At 55.6% G+C, this 20,524-nt stretch carries 11 protein-coding genes and 2 pseudogenes; 7 read left to right on the top strand and 6 right to left on the bottom strand.

The window, feature by feature from the left end; translation table 11 throughout:
* Window positions 1–305: 305 nt before the first annotated feature.
* Entirely contained in the window at window positions 306–2,483 is a 2,178-nt protein-coding gene (gene cas3 / locus DXB00_RS10205; protein WP_118730150.1) for a CRISPR-associated helicase Cas3', read from the bottom strand.
* A 490-nt stretch (window positions 2,484–2,973) separates the two neighbouring features.
* Here cas3 and DXB00_RS10200 point away from each other — a divergent pair.
* The 7 genes and pseudogenes from DXB00_RS10200 (at window position 2,974) to DXB00_RS10170 (ending at window position 10,299) form a co-directional block, all read left to right on the top strand.
* A pseudogene (locus tag DXB00_RS10200) lies at window positions 2,974–4,019 on the top strand (methionine ABC transporter ATP-binding protein).
* Window positions 4,000–4,680, top strand: coding sequence for a methionine ABC transporter permease (locus DXB00_RS10195; RefSeq protein WP_118285836.1), 681 nt, complete (start codon window positions 4,000–4,002; stop codon window positions 4,678–4,680). The pseudogene DXB00_RS10200 and the gene DXB00_RS10195 overlap by 20 nt, the downstream one beginning before the upstream one ends.
* A gap of 80 nt (window positions 4,681–4,760) precedes the next feature.
* Entirely contained in the window at window positions 4,761–5,645 is an 885-nt protein-coding gene (locus tag DXB00_RS10190; protein ID WP_330427928.1) for an L-lactate dehydrogenase, read from the top strand.
* A gap of 45 nt (window positions 5,646–5,690) precedes the next feature.
* Entirely contained in the window at window positions 5,691–6,581 is an 891-nt protein-coding gene (locus DXB00_RS10185; RefSeq protein ID WP_116705218.1) for a MetQ/NlpA family ABC transporter substrate-binding protein, read from the top strand.
* Window positions 6,582–6,644: 63 nt separating this feature from the next.
* Window positions 6,645–8,033 carry an FAD-binding oxidoreductase gene (locus DXB00_RS10180; RefSeq protein ID WP_118730153.1) on the top strand — a complete coding sequence of 463 codons (1,389 nt, stop codon included), beginning with the start codon at window positions 6,645–6,647 and terminating at the stop codon, window positions 8,031–8,033.
* 2 nt (window positions 8,034–8,035) lie between these two features.
* Window positions 8,036–9,207 (top strand): annotated as a pseudogene (locus DXB00_RS10175) (pyridoxal phosphate-dependent aminotransferase).
* 18 nt (window positions 9,208–9,225) lie between these two features.
* The gene (locus DXB00_RS10170) at window positions 9,226–10,299 is read left to right on the top strand and encodes a M20 metallopeptidase family protein (RefSeq protein ID WP_243107200.1); all 1,074 of its coding nucleotides are present in this window, start codon (window positions 9,226–9,228) and stop codon (window positions 10,297–10,299) included.
* A gap of 158 nt (window positions 10,300–10,457) precedes the next feature.
* On the opposite strand, the gene DXB00_RS10165 is transcribed toward DXB00_RS10170, so the two are convergent.
* The 5 genes from DXB00_RS10165 to DXB00_RS10145 form a co-directional block, all read right to left on the bottom strand.
* On the bottom strand, window positions 10,458–11,759 hold the full coding sequence (locus DXB00_RS10165) for a hypothetical protein (RefSeq protein ID WP_110435567.1): 1,302 nt from the start codon (window positions 11,757–11,759) through the stop codon (window positions 10,458–10,460).
* Window positions 11,760–12,158: 399 nt separating this feature from the next.
* Window positions 12,159–14,429 carry an S-layer homology domain-containing protein gene (locus tag DXB00_RS10160; protein ID WP_119214854.1) on the bottom strand — a complete coding sequence of 757 codons (2,271 nt, stop codon included), beginning with the start codon at window positions 14,427–14,429 and terminating at the stop codon, window positions 12,159–12,161.
* Window positions 14,411–14,749 carry an InlB B-repeat-containing protein gene (locus DXB00_RS10155; protein ID WP_119214853.1) on the bottom strand — a complete coding sequence of 113 codons (339 nt, stop codon included), beginning with the start codon at window positions 14,747–14,749 and terminating at the stop codon, window positions 14,411–14,413. The genes DXB00_RS10160 and DXB00_RS10155 overlap by 19 nt, the downstream gene beginning before the upstream one ends.
* A complete protein-coding gene (locus DXB00_RS10150) occupies window positions 14,719–19,830 on the bottom strand; it encodes an InlB B-repeat-containing protein (RefSeq protein ID WP_119214852.1) in 5,112 nt (1,703 codons plus the stop codon). The genes DXB00_RS10155 and DXB00_RS10150 overlap by 31 nt, the downstream gene beginning before the upstream one ends.
* Entirely contained in the window at window positions 19,827–20,225 is a 399-nt protein-coding gene (locus DXB00_RS10145) for a hypothetical protein (protein WP_147359207.1), read from the bottom strand. The genes DXB00_RS10150 and DXB00_RS10145 overlap by 4 nt, the downstream gene beginning before the upstream one ends.
* Window positions 20,226–20,524 lie beyond the last annotated feature (299 nt).

Raw genomic sequence — 20,524 nt, 5'->3', positions numbered from 1 at the left:
GAGTGGAATATGTGACAGGGCTTCGGTGTGATTTGTTGGATAGATAGGGTAGCAAGCTCCCTTATCTACGATTACATTATATCGCTTTACACTGTTGATTACAACAGTAATATTTCCTAATATGAGATAATTAAATTTATGCAAATGAAATAATAAGGCAGGGTAAAGAAACTTGACAAAATAAATCAGAAACTGTTATAGTGTATTTGTCGTCATTAGACGTGGATTGAAATCTAATTTGAGATAATTAAGGAAGCACGGGAGAATGTTACCACATTCTCCCGTTTTCCTTTTTACGCGAAAAATTACCCGAAAAACGCCTGACCGCTGTCTGCCTTGAGCGACAGACCGGTTTTCTCATCATACAGTGACAGATCGCACAGAATAGCACTGCGGTCGTCCAGACCATTGGTTTCATCGGCGGTTTGAAGCGCACCGGCGTCGTACAGTGCCTGAAAATGCGCATCATACACCTGCACGGCGTACTGCCCAAGCTGCCGATACAGTTTTTTAGAGCACGCACCATCGCAAAGCCGCTCGATGAGTTCAGAGCCGTCCTTCCACGGAATATAAACTGTGCGTGTGTCGTTGTCGATCATGCGAAAATTCTCGGCAATTGTGCGGAACGGATACAGAGAGCCGCCGCGTCCACGCTCAAATGCGTCGATCACGCCGATTTTATCAATCGCGGAACCGTTCAGCTTGCGCAGTTCGTGGAAATAGTTTTCCATTGTCTGCGGAGAAGCGGGATCGGCATTGTTATCCAGCGCAATATTTGTCGCGCCGATGGCTTGTCCAAACAGCGGCGGAGCCTTCTCCGTGCGGCGGAAAATAGTAACAATGCTGTTCTCTGCGGCACGCTTGCCCTCGCGGTTGCAGCGTCCGGCGGCCTGCAGAATGGAATCCAGACCTGCCAGTTCGCGGTAAACGGCGGGGAAATCTATGTCAACACCGGCTTCAACAAGAGAAGTCGATACGACACGGCAGGGCAAACTGTCATTTAGTCGGCGTCGGATTTCCTCGAGCACCGTACGGCGGTGTGCCGGAACCATCAATGTGGACAGATGGAAACGGCCTTCCTCCGGCAATTTCGAGAAAATGGACTGCGCCGCTTTGCGGGAATTGACGATGCAGAGGACCTGCTCATGTGCGCACAGTAATTCGGCGAGTGCGTCATCCTCGAGGACACCGACCTGCCGGAATGTCACACGGCGGAATTTGTCAAAATAGAACGGAATCTCCGGGCAAATCTCGGAAACCGCATGCGACGGTGCGAATCGCTGAATCAAATCGCCGAGTACCGGCTGGGTAGCCGTACACAGCACGGCAGTTGCGCCGAACTTCTCTACCAGAGCGCCGATGGCTACAACGCACGGCATCAGGTGGCACAGCGGAAGCATTTGCGCTTCATCGAAAATAATCACGCTGTTCGCCAGATTGTGCAGCTTGCGGCACTGTGAGGAACGGTTAGCGTACATCGACTCGAAAAACTGAACGGCGGTTGTGATAACGAGCGGGCTGTCCCAGTTTTCGGCGGCCAGTGCCTTGGGATCGGGATTGCCGTTTTCCTCATCGTTCTCGAACTGTACACCGGAGTGATGCTCGAGTACGTTCTCATCGCCTAAAATACCGCGGAAAACATCGGCATTCTGCTCGATGATGGAGGTGTACGGTACAACATAAATCACACGTTTCATACCGTGCTCAACGGCATGATGCAGCGCAAATGCGAGAGAACTGGTCGTTTTGCCGCCGCCGGTCGGAACCGTAAGCGTGTAAATGCCCTTGGGATTGGCTGCGGCGGAAACGCACGCCCGCAAGATCTGCTGACGCAGCTTGTTCAGCTCGGAAGTCGGGTTGTCCCATTCATTTAGCCTGGCCTGTAAGCGGGTGAGCAGCGTTTCGAGTGAATCTCCGGTGCCGCGCGGCATATCGCCCTGCATGAACTGCTCGGTGTCCAGATAATCCGCATCCACCAGACAGGAGTACAGCATGCGCGTGCGGAATGACTCGGAAAGCGACGGCTTGGTGACCGGACGCTGCGGCAGGCGTACCGGCGGAATGGGGTAACCCGGGTCGAGCGGCGGAATAGCGGGAGTGCCCCACTTTTTTATTCTGCCGGTGAAGGTGGGCGTGCCTTCCGGGTCATTTGTGCTGCCTAAATCCGGCAAACCGCTGTGATGCCCCATGACACAAGCGGCTAAGAGCAGATTGTTTGACAACATGATGTTTCGTGCACCGGCGGTTGCATGATCGACCTTTGGACCATTATCCAGAAGACGATGTTGAAATGCGGCAGTTGCTTTGCCGTCATCGTGGTGAACACCGGCCTCGTGACCTTCAGCTTGTGCACCGAATGCTTCGGCAAACTGCCCGCAGAGCGTGCCGACACCGCGCTCGTGATCGGAGAGAAGCTGATATTCTGTACGTTCAACGCCGTTTTCATTGATCGGACGGGTGTGTGCATAGAATTTTTTATCCATAGCGATCACCTTCTATTGAATTGTTATATACAGTATATAACAGTTAAAGTCCGATAAAAAGTACAACACCCAATATGCCTGCTAAGAAGACCGCCTTGAATTACAGCAAACTGCTGAAAATATCAGTCAAATCCTATAGATTTCGTTGGCTTTATTTGTGCAAAACTGGCAAAACCTCCAGAAAATGAAATTCCTGCAATTCCGAGGTTGACACTGGGGATTGGCTGTGCTATTCTATAACCAACAAATCCAGTAGGGGATCGGAAAGGAGCGAGCAAAATGTTCATCGTAAACGCACGAATGTCGGGTCGAATGTGTATGAACATGCTGTATTATGCTCAGATGCTGCCTGACCGACAGAATACGAAATTACTTTGAATCGTCTTGCCTGACGCTGCGCGTTCTTGCGGATTCATTGTATTTTCTGAAGCGGGGAGCTGCGAGCTTCCCGCTTTTTTTGCGCATTTAAGAGGAATAAGGAGGAATTTTCTTGATAAAATTGTCACATATCTCGAAGGAGTTTGTGAGCGGCAAGCGAACCGTTCATGCGGTGCAGGATGTTTCGCTGACGATTGACAAGGGCGAAATTTTCGGTATGATCGGCTTTTCCGGTGCGGGTAAATCGACGTTGGTGCGCTGCATCAATCTGCTCGAGCGGCCGACCTCCGGCAAGGTGATCGTAGATGGTCAGGATATGCTGTCGCTCTCGGCAAAGGAGCTGCGGCAGGCCCGCAAGAAGATTGGCATGATCTTTCAGCACTTCAACCTGATGCCCTCGCGCACCGTAGCCGGCAACGTAGCGTATCCGCTGCGCGGCAGCGGCCTTTCCAAACAGCAGATCGAGGAAAAAGTACAGCGGTTGCTTGATCTGGTCGCATCGGCGATAAGGCGGAGGCGTATCCCAAGCAGCTGTCCGGCGGTCAGAAACAGCGTGTAGCAATCGCTCGCGCACTGGCAAACGACCCGAATGTGCTGCTCTGCGATGAGGCTACCTCGGCACTCGATCCGCAGACCACCAAGGCGATTCTGCAGCTGCTCAAGCACCTGAACGAAACCCTCGGCATCACAGTCGTTATCATCACTCACGAAATGGCGGTCGTCAAGGAGATCTGCCACCGCGTAGCCGTTATGGAGCACGGCAAGGTGGTCGAGTCCGGCGAGGTGTTCAACATTTTCGCCAACCCGAGAGAGGACATCACCAAGAACTTCATCCACACGACCTCCAATCTCCGCAAGATCGAAGACCTCATCGCGGAGGATTCGCCGGTCGTCAAGCTCAATCCGGGCGAGCTTATCGTGCGCCTGAGCTACATTCAGCGCAATGTATCCGAGCCGCTCATCTCGACGGTATCGCGCAAATTCGACATTGTGCTCAACATCATCTTTTCCGATATCGCCATCGTGCAGAATGCACCGATCGGCGGCACGGTAGCCATTATCAGCGGCAGCCGCGATCAAATCACACAGGCAATCGCTTATCTCAGTGAGAAAAACGTAGGAGTGGAGGTCATCAAGGATGCAAGAGTTTCTGAATAACATCATTCCGAACGTGATGGCAAAGCTGCCGGACTTCTATGCAGCCATCGGCGACACGCTGCTCATGGTGGTCTGGTCGGGTGCGATCTCGTTCGTGCTCGGTCTGACACTGGGCGTGCTGATCACGGTCACCAAGCCGGGCGGCATTCTGGAAAACAAAATCGTCTATCAGATTCTGGACAAGCTGGTCAGCCTGTTCCGTTCCATCCCGTTCATCATCCTGCTGACGTGGGTAATGCCGGTCTCCCGTGCAATTATGGGTACGGCAATCTATGTTCGGGGTGCAATCGTTCCGCTGGTATTCGGTGCGGTGCCGTTCTTCACCCGTCAGGTGGAAAGCGCACTCGCAGAGCTTGATCCGGGTCTGATCGAAGCGGCGCTCTCGATGGGCTCCACACCGCTGGAGATTATTTTCCGCGTTTACCTGAAGGAAAGCGTTGCCGCCATCGCGCGCGGCACAACCATCACGGCGATCAGCCTGCTGAACCTGACCGCAATGGCCGGTGTCGTCGGTGCCGGCGGTCTGGGCGACTTCGCCATCCGTTACGGCCACGACCGCAACATGCTGGACGTTACCAACGTCACTGTTCTGGTCCTCGTCATCATTGTTTGCATTATGGAGTTCGTTGGCGGCAAGGTCGTCAAGAAGAACACGCATTAAGGAGTGTCTGACATGAGTATTTCCAATCGTAAAGTTGTTATCGTCGGTGCAGGACATGTCGGCTCCCATGTCGCTACGCACTGATTTCGCAGAGTCTGGCAGACGAGATCGTCTACATTGACTCCGATCACGCCAAGGCAGTCGCACAGGCGTTCGACCTGACCGATGCGACCAATTACCTTCCGGTTCGCACCAAGGTCACTGCGGGTGACTACAGTGACGCGAAGGACGCGCAGATCATGATCATTGCGGCAGGCCCGCTGCCGACCGGCAATCAGACCCGCATGGACACCCTGGGACAGACCATCGCCATTTTGAAGGATGTAACAAAATCTATCAGGGAATCCGGATTTGACGGCATTATCATCAGTATCTCGAACCCGGCAGACGTTATCGCGCATTATATTCAGCACACGCTGAACTGGGCGCCGGAGCGCATCTTCTCCACCAGCACTACGCTGGACTCCGCAAGACTGCGCCGCGCGATTGCGCAGGAGATCGGCATTGACCAGAAATCCATCACCGCTTACGCGCTCGGCGAGCACGGCGAAAGCCAGATGGTCGCATGGTCGGCGGTCACCATCGCGGGCAAGCCGCTTTCCCAGTGGCGCGAGGAGTATCCGGACACCTTCGGCAAACTCGACCTGGATGCGCTTGCTGACGCAGGCCGTGAAGGCGGCTGGACCATCCTGCGCGGCAAGCAGTGCACCGAGTTCGGCATCGGCGCTTCTGCCGCAGAGGTCGTTCGCGCCATCTTCTACAACGAGAACCGCGTTCTTTCGGTTTCTGTTCTGTTGGACGGCAAATACGGTCAGCACGATGTGTACGCCAGCGTGCCCGCTATCGTGGGGCGCGACGGCATCGCAGAGATCATTGAGCTGCACCTCACCCCGGAGGAGCAGGAGAAGTTCAACGCATCCTGCAAGACCATGAGCGAGAATTATCAGCTGGCGCTCACTCTCTAACATCAGTTAATTAAAAAGTTCACATCATAAACGGAGGTAATCCTAATGAAGCTCAAAAGAATCATCGCACTGTCCCTGTCCGCAGCAACCCTCGCCCTGTCCCTGACCGCTTGCGGCGGCTCGAGCAGCGCAGCTTCCGATAATGCACAGGCATCCGACAGCAATTCCGGCGATGCCGTAACCGTAAAGCTCGGCGTAGTCGGCAGCATCTACGAGGATCTGTGGACCCCGGCCAAGGAAAAGCTGGCTGACGAGGGCATCGACCTTGAGTTCGTACAGTTCTCGGACTACGTTACCCCGAACAACGCACTCGCTAACGGCGAGATCGATCTGAACGCTTTCCAGCACCGTATTTACCTGCAGAGCGAGATCGACAACTACGGCTACGAGATCGAGAATATCGGCAACACCTTTATCATCCCGCTGAACCTGTACTCCGACAAGGTTAAGTCGGTTGATGAGCTTAAGGACGGCGACACCGTAGCCATTCCGGACGATGTAACCAACGGCGGCCGCGCACTCAAGGTTCTGGAAGCAGCGGGCCTGATCAAGCTGAAGGACAGCGCAGAGTTCAACCCGACCATCGACGACATCGAGACCTACAACACCAAGATCACCATCGAGGAGCTGAAGGCTAACGTAATCCCGTCCACGCTGGCTGACGTTACCGCAGCTGTCGTAAACGGCAACTACGCACTGGATTTCGGCCTTAAGACTGAGGACGCCATCTACAAGGATGACCAGCTGGACATCGAGGAGTACTGGAACCTGATCGCAGCGCGTTCCGCTGACCTCGAGGATGCGGACAAGCTGGAGACCTACAAGAAGGTCGTAGCAGCGTTCCAGTCCGATGAGACCGAGAAGGTATTCAACGACCAGTTCGGCGGCTACTTCATCAAGGCAGGCTGGGATCAGGATCTGCTGGCAGACAAGTAATTCATAATCGTTCCCAATGCCGCCGGAAAGCACCGGCGGCATTTTCGGCAGGAGGAAACAGCAATGGAAGTAAGCAAACAGGCTTTGCAGAACATCATTTCGGATGAAGACCGTCTGCTTTTCGCAGAAAATATTCCGGCGGAATACCTGAGCGATGCGCTCGGCCGCCGCACAGGCACGGCAGACGCGCTTGTGTTCGCGCGCTCGACCGAGGAGGTCAGCGGCGTGCTCCGGTACGCCAACGAAAACGCCATCCCGGTCACGCCGCGCGGCGCGGGAACCAATCTGGTGGGCTCGACAATTCCGCTGTTCGGTGGTATCATTCTGGATGTATCCCGCATGAACCGCGTGCTCGAGCTGGACCGCGACACGATGACGGTCACCGTCGAGCCGGGCATGCTGCTCAAAGATCTGCAGGCCTATGTTGAGGAGCACGGTCTGTTTTACCCGCCCGACCCGGGCGAAAAGGCCTCGAGCATCGGCGGCAACATCAGCACCAACGCGGGCGGTATGCGTGCGGTCAAGTACGGCGTAACACGCGACTATGTGCGCGGGCTGGAGGTTGTCCTTGCGGACGGTACGGTGCTGAAAGTCGGCGGTAAGCAGGTGAAGGACGCGAGCGGACTGTCGCTCAAGCACCTGCTCATCGGCTCGGAGGGCACGCTGGCGGTTATCACCAAGTGCCTGCTGCGCCTTCTTCCCAAGCCGGAGACCACGGTGAGCGTGCTCGTTCCGTTTGCTGACCTCGGCACGGGCATCCGCAGCGTGCTGACCATCCTGCAGGCGAATGCCAACCCGACCGCAGTCGAGTTCATGGAGCGCAAGGTCGTAGCCCTCGGTGAGAGCTTTTCCGGCGTGCAATATCCGCGTCCGGATGCCGGTTCGTACATTCTGCTGACGTTTGACGGTCACGAGAGCGAGGTCAACGCGAATATCGAGCGCGTGCGCCGCCTTGCGCTTGACAACGGTGCCATCGACTATATCGTGCTCCGCAGTGCCGAGCAGGCGGCGGACATCTGGAAGGTGCGCGGTGCGCTCGTCATGGCGGTCGAGGCCGTGTCCGAGCAGGAGCCGGTGGACATCGTGGTGCCAATCAGCCACACGGCGGATTTCGTTCGCTACATCAACGAGCTGGAAGCATCCTCAGGCGTGCGTATGATCGCGTTCGGCCATGCGGGTGACGGCAACGTGCATCTGTGCGTGGTGCGTGACGGCCGCGACCAGCAGACATGGGAGCGCGAGCTGCACGAAAACATGGAGCAGGCCTACGCCAAGGCGTATTCCTACGGTGGCGTAGCATCGGGTGAGCACGGCATCGGCATTTCCAAGCGGCCGTATTTCCTGCGGGAAACTGCGGAGGAGAATCTTGCCGTGATGAACACGATCAAGAACGCTCTCGACCCGAAACATACACTGAACGACCAGAAATCTTACATTGTGGGAGGAAAATAACCATGCAGAGCTTATCTGAGCGCACCGCCGGCTTTACCGATTCGGTCATCCGCCGTATGACGCGCGTTTCCATGCAGTATGATGCGGTAAACCTGTCGCAGGGTTTCCCGGACTTTGAGCCGCCGAAGGAGCTGCTCGACCGTCTGGCGCAGGTGGCCTACGAGGATTACCACCAGTATTCCATTACCTGGGGTTCGCAGAACTTCCGTGAGGCGCTGGCCGCCAAGCAGACCTATTTCATGGGCCGAAGAATCGACCCGAACACCGAAATTGTCACGACCTGCGGCAGCACCGAGGCGATGATGGCTGCGATGATGACAGTCACCAATCCGGGCGATAAAGTCATCATTTTCTCCCCGTTTTACGAGAACTACGGCGCGGACACCATCCTGTCCGGCGCAGAGCCTATCTATGTGCCGCTCGTGCCGCCGGATTTCCACTTTGATGCGAACGTGCTTGAGGACGCGTTCCGTCAGCACCCGAGGCCATCATCCTGTGCAACCCGTCCAATCCGTGCGGCAAGGTGTTCACCCGCGAGGAGCTGGAGATTATCGCGTCTCTCGCGGAGAAGTACGATACCTACGTTATCACCGACGAGGTGTATGAGCACATCGTATTCGCGCCGAACAAGCACACCTATTTTGCCACCCTGCCGGGCATGTGGGAGCGCACGCTGTCGTGCTCGTCGCTCTCCAAGACGTACTCGGTTACCGGCTGGCGACTGGGTTATATCATTGCCCCGCCGGAGATTATCGACCGTGCAAAAAAAGTACATGACTTCCTGACTGTCGGCGCAGCAGCACCGCTGCAGGAGGCCGTTGTTACCGGTCTGAAGTTCGGTCAGGACTACTACGACGACCTGCAGGCCAAGTACACGCACAAAAAGGATCTGTTCCTAAAGGGTCTGGACGATCTCAAAATCGCCCATACCGACCCGCAGGGCGCGTACTATGTTCTGCTTGATATTGCCGAGTTCGGCTACGAGAGCGATCTTGCGTTCTGCGAGGATCTGGCGCATTATGTCGGCGTAGGCGCGGTTCCCGGATCGAGCTTTTTCCGTGAGCCGGTCAACAACCTGATTCGCCTGCATTTTGCCAAGAAGGACGAGACGCTGCTCGATGCACTCAACCGTCTGGAAGGTCTGCGTGATAAGATCAAACCGAAACACCGATAAACAGGAGGAAAAGCCGTCATGGATGTAAAGAAAGCCGCAGCGGAAACGAAGGACTACATCGTATCCATCCGTCGGGAATTTCACCGGCACCCGGAGCTGAGCCTGCAGGAATTCCGCACGGCACAGCGCATTGAGGAGGAACTGGACAAGTTCGGCATTCCGCACACGCGCGTAGGCGTAACCGGCGTGCTCGGCACGCTGAAGGGCGCAAAGGACAACGGAAAAGTGCTGGTTCTGCGTGCGGATATCGACGCGCTGCCCATTGAGGAGACGCATGAGTGTGCATACCGTTCGGAGAATGCAGGCGTCATGCACGCCTGCGGTCATGATGCGCACGCGGCCTGCCTTCTGGGTGCCGCGAAAATCCTGTCGGAGAACAGAGACGCGTTCCGCGGAAAGGTTCGTCTTGTGTTTCAGCCGGGTGAGGAAATTGGAAAAGGCGCAAAGCCGTTTGTCGCAGCCGGTGTGCTGGATGGTGCCGAGCGCGTGTTCGGTCTGCACACCGCGTATGATTTGGAGGCAGGCACGGTAGGACTCAAACCGGGCATCAACAACGCCGCAGTCGATCATTTCCGCATTCGCGTGCACGGTAAGTCCACGCATGTTTCCACGCCGCATATGGGCGTGGATGCGCTGTATATCGCCAGCCAGATTGTTGTGGCAGTGCAGGGACTGGTTACGCGCCGCACTTCACCGACCGAGCCGGTCATCATCGGTATCGGCAAGCTGAACGCGGGCACGACCTACAACGCCGTGGCAGCATTTGCTGAAATGGAGGGCACAACGCGCACCATTTCGCAGGAGAGCCGCGACCGCGTCCGTTCACAGGTCAGTGAGACCGCGCAGAACATTGCGGCGCTGTACGGCGGCACGGCGGAAATCGAGTGGACGGACTTTGCCGCTGCGCTCGTCAATGACCCGCAGGTGTGCGAGGAAGCTGCTCAGGTCGTGGACGAGCTGCTCGGAGAAGGACACGTTGTCACCGACCGTGAGCTGTCGCTCAGCGGCGACAATTTTGCCGAGTTTGAGCTGTATAAGCCGGGCGCGTATGCGTATCTCGCACCGGCAATCAGGATTTTCCGCACACGATGATCACCAACCATAACGGCGGCTTCGATGTGGACGAGAATGCACTTGTGACCGGTGCCGGTCTGTATGTCGGGTATACAGTCGCGCGGCTTGGATAAAGCAAAACGCTCAGCTATCAAACGATAGCTGAGCGTTTTGCTTTTGAAATTACAGTTTTGAACTTACATCCCGCACTCAAGTCCGTTATACCGTGTTACTACAAACGGATAGCTGAGTGTCTCCGGCTGGATGCCAAGCTGCCGCAGACCGGCGCACAAATCCTCGACAACCTGCATATCGTGATCACGCTGCGCAACGGACAGTTTCATTTTATCTCCATACGACGAGATCAGCAGCGCAAACGGCTGCACGGCGCACGGCAGGATTGCGCCGTAATCGAGTACATACGGACGGCAGCTTTCCGGCAGGGCGAACCGGCCGACGTTGGTAATGAGGAAACTGTCCTCGAGCACAAAATCAGTCGTGACCTTCTGTGCCGCCTGCATTTTCTCTGCGAGCGGCATATCTGCCTCATGCAGCGATTCACAGCGGTCTGCGGCGGCTTTTGCACGATAGAGCAGCTGTTCGCGCTGCATCTGATCCTTCAAAAACGCCTTCGTGCGCCGGAACACCTCGTCATTCGGCAGATCGCGGTATTCCGGAAAATACGGCAGATCGATGAAGCAAATAAAATACCGCGTGGTAAGCGTCGGCAGCAGCGGACGCAGATCGACCGGAATCTCCGCGATAACCGGCTTGTCCGTTCCGCCGAACTTATCATCAAACGCTTTCATCATCAGCGGAGCCAGTACAGACAGCGGACTGACGCCGATGGACTTTGCGTAATCGTGCAGCTGCGAAAACGGGAATGTCACCTCGGTGACGACCTCGGAGCCGTCAGCGCCCCACTGTACCTCGGGGGCATGAACAGCCTCCGGCTTTTTCCAGATGCCATCCGGCGAAAATTCACGGTCTGCCAGCTGCTCGTAGCCGTTTGCGCTCTCCTCGGGAGACCAGCGGGTATCCATGCCGCGCACAGAGCCGTCATTCTCAACCGGGAAACCGCAGTTTTTCAGGTACTGGAACAGTACACAGCGGATAAACTCCTCGAATCCGCGTCCATCCGAGATAGAGTGCTGATACTCCATATAGATGGTCTTGTCGTGGTAGCCGACGAGAAATAAGTATCCGTTCGTATCCTTGGAGCCGATGGTGTAGCGGGTGGATACGCCGTCGAACGGCAGCACTACGGCGGGCTGCACGTTTCGGCGATAGCGGAACGCAGTTTCGGTCGGCTCGGCGGTCAGCATCATGTGCGGAAAGCGCAGCAGTGCCTGCTCAACGGCTTCGCGCAGCTTGTCCGGGCGCACTTTATCGCGCATGCGGATGGTGTGGCGCGGCACACAGGCGACGGTTTCATGGGTGTTATACAGGAAGATTTTTGCATAGCTGTCCGTGCGGAGCAGCGGGTCATTCATGGTCATTATAGCATTCTCCTCAAAGCATAATCCGGCGCATCTTATATGGTAATTTCAGTATATCACCCTGCAACGACGTTGTAAATCAAAATGAGTCGAATTTGCACAGTATTATGCAAATATAGAATATGATGTACGATATAATGAGCCGCGAGCCTGAAAATACTTGCGATTCGGTTGGCAGAGTATATCACGCCGGAGAAGCTGACATATGAGCATGGAATTTCTGCCGCGGCTGTTCGATTCGTTCTCGCGTGAGCGTATTCCGTGTGAGAAGCAATAAACAAGCGACACCATTTGGCAGTTGGTGTCGCTTGTGTGCGTCTTCAGGCGCTGTCGGTATTGTCTGCCCTTACAGGGCGGTTGTTCATACCACATCCGTTGTGCGGTATGGATCGGATGGGATTACTGGTCGGTGTAGCGGCTGAGGATAACCGCTACCTGAGCACGGGTTGCGGTGCCGTTCGGCACGAGCGTGGTCGGGGTAACGCCGGTTACCAGACCGTTGCCGTTCGCCCAGCTCATTGCTTCAGCAGCCCACGACTCGACAGAAGCCGCGTCTGCGTAGCCATCGAGTGCTGCGCTGCCCTGCGGCGTATGACCGCGATAGGTATCGTAGCGGTACAGGATGGCCGCCAGCTGCTGACGGGTGATCAGCGTATCCGGCTGGAATCTGCCGTCCGTGAAGCCGTTGACGATGCCGTTTTCGGAGGCCCATGCGATGGCTTCCGCGTACCACTTGCCGTCCGCCACATCGGTGAACTGTGCGGTGGAAGCGGCCTTGCTGCCGCTCATGCGGTAGAGTACCTGAACCAGCATTGCGCGGGTCATGCCGTCATCCGGACCGAACTTAGTCGCGGTCAGGCCCTTGAACCAGCCGTTCTCGAGTGCGGTGTTGACCTCGTTGTAGAACCACTTGCGCAGGTTGACATCGGAGAAGTCGCTGCTGTACTCGTGAGTGATAACGAAGGTGGAGAAGTGGGTGGTCTTAAAGGTAGCCTTTCCGGTCGCTGCATCATAAATGACAGGCAGCTTTTCAAACGAGCCGTCCTCAGCAAGATAGTATGCAACCAGATGATCGGCGTTCTCGCCGCTCTTGAGGCTGTATGCCACAGAAATCGCAGCCGTGCCGTTCAGCGCGTGAACACGGGTTGCAGTGCCGTTTTTCGGCTGTACCTGCGCGGAAATGTTCAGGATGGTGCTGTTCTTCGGCAGGTATTTGCGCTGTGCGTCAGTCAGGGAGGACTTGTCAGCGGAAGCGAGCGAAATACTTGCCATACCGTCAGCCTGTGCGGCGCTGCCGAGTGCGGTCAGCGTCTCACGGTCGAGTGCAACCGTGCCGTTCGGCAGGGTAAGCACTGCACCGTTCTTTGCACCGGCGAGAGCAGCTACCACATCGCCGGTGAGCGATACCGCGCGTACGGTGGAGTCTGCGGACAGATCAAGCGTCAGCGAATCCTTGCCGGAAACCGCAGTCAGCTTGGAGCTGTCGGCAGAAACCGCTGCGGTGCCGTTCTTTACCGAAACCGTTGCGGGAATCTTGGTGCCGTCCGGTGCAGTGATGGAGGACGAGCCGTTGTCGGACGGAGCAGGTGCAGCACCGCCGCCGCCCGCTCCACCGCCGCCGCCTGCACCGCCGCCGCTGCTCGGCTTGGCGGCAAAGGCTGCGGTGACAGTAACGTCATTTGCCGGCATGGTGAAGGTGTAGGTCAGGGTGGACGCGGAAACCGTCTTGTCGAGTGCGGTCTCCGGTGCCAGCGTCAGGGTTTTCAACTGATAGCCGCCTGCGGGTGTTGCAGTGAGCGTTACCGTGTCGCCGGCCTTGGCGCGTGCCGCAGAAGCGGAAACGCTGCCGTTTTCGGCCTTATTGGCCGTGATTGCGTAGGTCTTGTGGAACAGATTGTCGGTGTTGACCGCCAGAGCTTCTGTTACGTTGCGGATAACCGCTTCAAAGCTGCTGTCCTTCTCGGTGACGGAAACAACGGCATTCGGAGCCGCCTTCTCGAGTTCAGACTTAATTTCTTCGGCGGTGCCGACACAGTTTGTGCTCGGCGTGAGCGTCAGCTTGACCGTGCCGTTCTTGCGAACCTGAGCGGATGTGCTGTTGACTGCACCGGTGTCGGTTGGCTGAATCGGTGTGGTGTAGGTGAAGTTGCCGGTGCCGTTCGTGCCGGTGATTGCTGCGTTGTACTGCTCAAGGTCGGTGAAGTGAACGCGGATGGTCTGGTTGGCATCGAGTGTGTGAATATAAATTGGATCGACAAGATTTACACCATCAACCTGTACAGCAGCATCGTTTTCTGCTGCGGTAATGTCACCCTGGGTAACCGTCCACTTTTCGACCATCTTTTGGGTGTTTGGTGCTGCAGTGAAGGTGATTTCACTGCTGTTCGGCTGCTTGGTCTGAGAGTCAATCGCGGTGTCGTCAATCTTGGCGGTCAGATGGCCGTTCTCACCAACGGTGCCGAAAGTAAGCTGATAGCTTGCCGTAACCTTAAAGTATACGGTTGCAGTAATATTCTTGTCCGCACGGATTTTGCCTTCCGGATTGGTTTTGGAGTTTCCGGCAGTCTTTTTGCCGTTTACTTCCCACTGTTCAACCTGATAGCCAGTCTTCGGCGCTGCATGGAAGGTGATTTCCTCATCCTTATAAATGGTTACGCCTTCTGCAGGCATAGCTTGGTCTCAACTTCCTTGCCGTAGATATCATACAGCGTGTATTTTACGGTGCCGTTGCCGGCCGCAGCGGTAGCCTTGGCGGTGTAGGAATCGCTCTGGGCAAATTCAGCGCTGATGGACAGATCGCCGGCCAGTTCGCTGATGGTGTAGGTGCCGTTGGGCTTTGCCGTAGCGTCAGTACCGTTTACAACCCAATTCTTGAAATGCCAGCCGCGGTCTGCGCGTGCCTGCAGCTCAACCTTGCTGCCGCCGGGAATCTTGGACAGATCGTCCACAGCTTTGCCGTCTACGGTTGCAATGATCGTGCCATGCTCCATTTCCGGTGTTGTAATCGCAAATGCGGCACGGTCGGTCTTGAGCGAAACCTTGGTATTCTCAGTGATGGGGAAGGTATAGCTGCCGTCAGCGTTGAGCTTCCTGCTTCAACAGCCTTGCCGTTCACCTGATAGGTCTCGCCCGTGGCGGCAGCATAGCCTGCCTTGGGCGCTACCGTAATCTTTGTATCGCCGGTAACGCTTTCGCCGCTCTTGAGAGGCTTGGTGAGCGTCTTGGAGGTATCGTTCGGATCAACCGTCTGATAGCTTGCGGTCAGTTCACCTTCCAGCGTCAGCGTGTAGCTGTCGCGCTCAAATACGGCAGCCAGATCAATATCCTGCACGCCAACCTCAACAGAGAGCGTGTTGGAGCCGTTATCGTGCGGGGTGCCGGACGGATAACTGTTTGCACCGCGTTTCGTGAGAATCCACTGCTTGAAGTGCCAGCCGGTGTTCGGCGTTGCGGTGAAGTTGAACTTTGCACCGCTGGCAATGTAAGCCGGGAAGTTCTTGAGGCTTTCGGAGCCATCTTCATCCGTGCATTTGAGTGTACCGCCCTGCTTATTCTGAACGGAAGCATTCAGTTTGGTATTGGTGGTCTTGAAGTAAACCAAAACAGATGCCGGTTTTGCAAGGGTCTTGATGGTAACCGAGCTCTTCTCCTTGCTGTCCTCGATTTCCTTGCCGTCATAGGTCCAGTAATCGACAGCATAACCTGCATCCGGCACAGCCGTCAGAGTAACATCGGTGTTGGCAGTGAAGCTGGAGATTGTACTGCCGTCATCCGCCTTGCCGGCGTTCAGACCTGCAGTAATGATCGACGCAGAACCGACAGAGTGCTTGTTTGCGCCTTCACCGAAGTCCTCAGCCTTGAGGGTCAGGATGTAAGTCAGGCCGTTTACCGTGTAAACACCGGGGATAAAGGTGAATTCATAGTTGTTGTACAACGTTTTGCTGGTTTTAGCGGTCGTGCACGGAGAAACCGTGTAGTTGCTGGGCGCAATGTTCGGCGCGAGCGGTACCGTATTGCCTGCGGTGTTGACTGCGGTATAGTCAAGGTGCAGAGCATCAATCTCATCAGCAGTCATGTTTTTCGTGTCTGCCGCGAGAGAAAGCTGTTTCGAGTCGGTAGGATTAACCTTATCCTGTGCAACGCCGTCCTTCGGAGTAACAACACGCAGCGTAACGGCACGCTGAACAACGGTAAACTTAGTTTCCGCAACCGGCTTGGTTTCGCCGTTTACATAAGCATACAGCGTATAAGTGCCGACATTCAGCGGATTGGTCAAATCCTGCTGTGTTTTCGAACCGGAAACTGCATACTTGAAGGTCGCGTTATTGACCTTCTGCAGACCATGCGTATCTTTACTCATGCGGGAGAGCGACGGCGTTACCGTATCGCCGTAGGTGAAGCGGGTGACGCTGTTGTTATTATTGCCGTTGGTGAGCGTCAGCTGATAGCCGGTCGCGTTCTCGCCAACGAGAACCATCTGGCCTTCCGCGTTGCTCATATCCTTGAATACATAGCTGCCCGGATAATACGGGGTAACCGTGTAAGCACCGTCTGCGGGCACGACAACGTCCTTGGTGGCCACGCCATTGGCGCCAATCTCTGCGGCAACCGTGGTAGAGAAGTCCGTGCCGCGAATCAGGAAGCTGAGCGTGCCGGTCGGGATGGTGGAGGTAGCAGACGCGGAACTCATTTTAGCATTGATGTGCAGCGTGCGGTCAAACTGAGCAGTGTTGTCTTTTTGTACATTCTCTGCCGTAACATTCAGCTCACACTTGGGCGTGCGCTTGCTGTACTGTGTGGTAATCTCAGGCGAGTAAGCGGAAATGCTGTACTCGGTCTTGGAGGTGTTATCGTAGTAAAGCACATTCAGACGGCAGCGGTAAGTTCCCTTGTCGGCAGAACCGGCGTTTTCGATGCTTAGCGTATCGGAAACGCTGCCGGCAATCTCGGTCCAGGAACCATTGTTCAGCTTCTGCCACTGATAGCTTACGCTGTTGTACTTGCCGCCGTCCGGATTTTTATTGTCTCCGTTATACTTAACCGTTGCGGTTGCCAGAGAATCCGGATAGATCGGCAGAACCGTCTGCTTCTCCTTGCCGTCAATCGTTACCGAAATATCGGGATAGCCTGCTGTGGTCTTGGTGCGGCAGGTCAGCGGTTCGCTGTAAATGCTGTTGCGCTGCTGCTCAGCCTTGTTGTTGTTGCGGGTCTGAATCTGATACTCATACTCGGTATAGGGAGACAGGTTCTTATCCGTGTAGCTGAAGGTGTAGGTGCCGTCATCGTGACGCTCACCATCGGTGAACGGCACAAATGCGAGTTCCTTGCGTCCGGAGCCGTCCGGGAAGTTGTAGTAGCGGTACAGCTGGAAACCGGAAACGATCTTGTCGTACGTCCACGTCAGGGTGACGGAATCATTGGTGGTTGCCGCAACATCCTGCTCAAAATCGTCCGGCAGCGGAGACGGAGCCTGCGGCTCGGTTACCGCGTAGGTAACAACCGGGAACGCCTGATTGCCGCTGCGGTAGTTGTAGCAGAAAATACGCCAGTTCATGCCGTAGCCGTATGGTTTTGCTTCGATCGGCATGTTCTGCAGCGAACCGGAGAACGAGCCGCCTGCGGTGTTGACCGATACCTTGCCGGCAGAGTGTTCCGAACCTGCCACAACGCCTGCGGTTACGCCGCCTGCGCCTGCACCGGCTTTGGTTTCGATAGAGGTGGTGTTGGTGTAGTTTTTGCTGTCCGAGGTGGAGAAGCTGATTTCCTGCGTGATGCCGGAGCCGCCGCCTGCCGCGGTGAAGTCAACCTTAGCCGGCTTGCCTTCATAAGCCTTGGAACCTGCATATTCCTTGGTCGGATAGCTGGACGGATCACCGATCGTATGCGTCAGCACGCTGCCCGAAATGGATGGCAGAACGCTGTAATCTTCGGCAATGTTTTCGTAGTCGGACAGGTCGATCAGACCGATCGAGGCTTCGTGCGGGATGGAAACGGTGGAGGTTACTTCCGTGTATTTGCCTGTTCCATCCGGGATGTAGGAGGTGTACTCGTAAATCTCCATCGGGATGGAATAGAACGCCACTCTGTCCTCGCCGGAGGTTGTCTCGTAGGTGATGGACTGCTCGAGCGAGGAGGTGTGCTCGGTCTCGTAGGTGAAACCGGAGGTAAAGGCGGCTTCCGCCTCAACGCTGCCGATCTTAACGCCGAATACCGAGAATTCCTGCTCAAAGGAGACGTATGCGCCGACCGAGATGGTAGAGGAGGAGCTGGTGCCGTTCTCGGTGCCCTTCATGCTCGAGTAGGTGGTGGAGGACTCGGCATAGTTGCCGGACAGGTCATCACGGTCGAGCAGATCGGAGAAGTACGGAGGCGAAGCCAGTACCGCCAGAACCTGCGGGTCGGAGTAGGTGTAATAGTGCTTGCCGGTGTAGGTCATGTAGCTGGTATCGTCGTCTGTGTTGGCGAGACAGAGCGTGTACGAGCTGTTGACATCGGTTTTTACCGGCTGAGAGCCGTCAAACAGGTTGACGGTCGAAAGGGTGGTTGTACCGGGAGTACGCTTGTTGTATGTGGAGTTTGTTTCCTTGTTTACAGTATCGTATGTACCGGTGAACGCCCAGTAGGAGGAGCGAATCTTGAACAGCTTGTGCAGCCAGTTTTTGTAGTAGTAGCGGAGCTCGTAATGCGGAACCTTACCGTCTACCGTGTACTTATCAGACTGCTTGTTCTCATCCTTGGACATAGTCTGCGTCAGGGTGAACAGCGTACCCGAACCTGCGGTGTTGTTGTTTGCATCCACCGCGGTGGTCACAGAGCCTGCGGATGCATCGTACTCAACGTAGTCCTCGCCTGGCATAGCAGACGTATTGTTGTCAAGCGCTTGCTTGATATTCAGACCGTTCTCATCGCAGGAGACAACAAGGCTATCAAAGTACAGCAGATCACTGGTTTTGCCGTTATCGGCTTTTTCACCTGCGGTCGGACGGGAGATGATAGCTGTATTGGCCGGACACAGCGGCAGAGAACGGAAGGTATCGTTGTGCTTTGCCATTGCACCGTAGATGTACTCGCCTTTATCGTTCTTTGCAAACAGATCAAAATTCTTAGAGACAGACGGCTTGAAGGTGACGCCGTTCCATGCGTACAAGCCTACATAGCGCGTGTTCTGCTTATTTGCCTTGAGGTCGGCATCCGACTGAGCCGCCAGAATCAGCGTTTTGCCGCCGCCGGTCATATCGCCGAAGGCGAAGGATGCGCGGACCAGATTGCTGCCCTCATAGGTCAGCGGGAATTCCTGCGAGCTCTGCAGCATGTGCGCGCTCGTGGAGCCGAACATTACAACGGCACGCGAGCCTGCGTTCTGCTGCGGACCGTAGTAGTAACCCCAGGTGCAGGCGAGATCGTCTACGCCGTCCTGGTTGACGTCACCGCTGACGAGAGAGATCATGTTGGAAACGACACTGCCCTCACGGAAGAAGTACGTCCACGCCTGTCTCCAGTTAGAGGGATGGGAGTAATCTTCAGTCTGCAGGTCGTAAATCTCAATGCGGGAATTGCCGACCTCCGGCACATAGACCGCAACCTCGTCCTTACCGTCGTTGTCCCAGTCGCCGGTAGCTACCTGCAGGTAGTTTTTCAGCTGATACGGGTTTTCTGCGAAGTTTTCGACCTTTTTGGCGGTCGTGCTGCCTTCATCGCTGGTGTCGGTCAGATTCGGGTTGCCGATTTCCTTGCTGGTGTCCAGCAGCGTGATCGGCTTGCCGTACTTGCCGGATTCAGCATCGCCGAATCGCAGGTACAGACCGCCTTTTGCGCTCAGGTCACCGGCGTAAACCATGACCGTCTGCGAGGACTTGGCGTCACTGCTCGAGGTGAAATGGCCTGCGGCCACGTCTGCCATGGCGTAATCGGTACCATCCTGCAAATCGGTAGTAGCATTGGTCATGCCGGTCAGATAGCCCTTGGTGGCATAGCCGCCATTGTCCTTGCTGCCCACCGGGAACTGTGCGTATGTGCCGGTAGAGGTGGTTTTACCCTTGGAGATTTCCTTGGAATTGGTTTTAGCCGTCAAAAACTGCTGAGCCTTGGTAGATGTGTTATCATCATTGCCGTACAGCGTGCTCTGCAGCTTGTTATCCTTATCGTTGGATGCGGAAGTGCTCTTTGCACAGCTTTCTGCGTCGCCTTGGTTCCCATACTGATGGTATCCGACGGCAGAACATCACTTGTCAGACCAACGGTATACAGCTCGTACACCGGCGTAACCTTGATGGTATTGCGCCCGTATGGGTTGCTGGGGTCGTTGGCATTAAAGCCGTCGGGCGCTTTGCTCGAATCAATACCGAGCGCCGCAAGCGCGTCCGAGCTGCCGGTATCCGCCGCCGCTGCGCGGATATCAAGCGGGCCGCCTATGCCGGCGATAAGAGCCAGTGCCAGAGCAAGGCTTATGCCGCGTTTGAATTTCATGGTATATTCCTCCTTTTCCAATTCTGCGGTGCGGTGGAACGAGCCGCGCCTGCAGAAAAGAGACTGAAAATTGCCTGCGTTTATCATAGCAGCTTTGCAGCCTGCTGTGCGGTCGGGCACACGAAATGTCCGATTTTCGACACGAAATACACCGATAGGAAAAATAGAGTGAACTACGCGTAAATTCTGCAAAAAATGACACACAATCCACAGAAGTTATCAACAGGCTGTGGATAAAATGCGGTAAAAACACCCGTCGTCAGGTGACAAAACCGGGGTGAAAGGCGCCTGCGCTGCTT

Origin of the sequence: Butyricicoccus sp. OF10-2 (assembly GCF_003481925.1) — a bacterium.
Classification (GTDB): domain Bacteria; phylum Bacillota; class Clostridia; order Oscillospirales; family Butyricicoccaceae; genus Agathobaculum; species Agathobaculum butyriciproducens.
The sequence above is the reverse complement of the archived record's forward strand: the minus strand, read 5'-3'. Positions and strand labels throughout refer to the sequence as shown.